We start from the raw sequence: 1,346 nt of genomic DNA on the forward strand, positions 1-1,346 counted from the left end.
CTTAAAGCTCGATTTTAACTGGGTTAATTGCATCATATTTAAGAGTTTTAAGAAGGGTTTTTTCAGAGAATAACTCATGCACAAATATGATTTTATGTCAACTTAATTTAGATGCGTTTACCCTGCCAGCTCACCTTAACCTGTCTGTGGTTTCCCCTAATTACCTATTGGTTAACAACATACTGCCAACCCGGACAGAAGTTATCGATCGCCATCGACCGCAGTCAATGGGGAGCTATTAATCTGTTTATGGTCAGTCTGATTTGGGAACGAAGAGCAATTCCTTTATCTTGATCGCTGTTACCAAAACGAGGAAGCAGTAATGTCAACGAACAAAAAATAGCTATTTCAGCTATTTTGCCATTATTTAAAGATTACAAAATCATTGTGCTGGGGGATAGAGAGTTTTGTTCAGTAGAGCTGGCAAACTGGTTGAGGGAGAAGGATGTGTATTTTTGCTTGCGACTCAAACGGAATCAGTGTATAGAAACAGAAAAATTGATTTGGCTAAGGTTAGATGAGTTAGGTATTACACCGGGAACCTCTCTGTACTTTCAAGGAATAAAAGTTAGACAAACCCAGCCAATCGCAGGATTTGATGTCGCCTGCAAATGGAAAAGGAATTATCAAGGATGGACAGTTGATCAAGTGTGGTTTATTCTAACTAACCTAGGTACTTTACCGCAAGCGATCGCTGCTTACAAGCAAAGAATGGGAATTGAAGAAATGTTTGGTGATTGTAAAGCTGGGGGCTACAACGCGCGAAGGTACAGGGTTAACAGCAGACAGACTAATTAAGATGATTTTATTGATGACAATTTCCTATAGCTGTGACATTATTGAAAGCACTATCGTCAAAAAAAAGCATTTACAAAAGTATGTTTCTCGCGCCAAAGAACCCCAAAGAACTTATCGCCGACGTAGTACATTCGGCAGTGGGAATGATAGCCAACAGTGAATGAATTATCTCGAAAAATATACTGAACCCGTCGAAGAGTTAATGAAGTTAACTCGTAATAAGCGTCACTTTTATCAACGTGGCCTCAGAGCTGCAACGTTGCTCCGGCAACGTTCCTAGCTAACGTGAGTTCGGGATAAGGAAAAACCAAAAAAGGGGCAAAACAGGTAGCCTAGAGGTACCAACCAACCAAGTAACCTGGATTACCTTATGCCTACTGTAGAAGAACTATTTTGCTCTGTCGATGACTTCTGCCAAGTTTTTGAACATCAATGGCAAAGTCAACTGATAGGTCATGATTTGCAAGTGCGCAAGGCTCTCCTGAACTTATGGTTATAAGTTTATCTAATCAGACCAGCAAGCTAATACGCGATTCCTAAAATTATTA

The 1,346-nt window shown here is 40.0% G+C and carries 1 protein-coding gene; it reads left to right on the plus strand.

The window, feature by feature from the left end; genetic code table 11:
- The first annotated feature begins 357 nt into the window (after positions 1 to 357).
- Positions 358 to 798 (plus strand): transposase, encoded by a 441-nt coding sequence (locus QUA45_RS28815; protein ID WP_333223360.1) that lies wholly within the window; start codon positions 358 to 360, stop codon positions 796 to 798.
- Positions 799 to 1,346: the final 548 nt, after the last annotated feature.

Source organism: Microcoleus sp. Pol12A5 (genome assembly GCF_036701435.1).
GTDB lineage: Bacteria > Cyanobacteriota > Cyanobacteriia > Cyanobacteriales > Microcoleaceae > Microcoleus.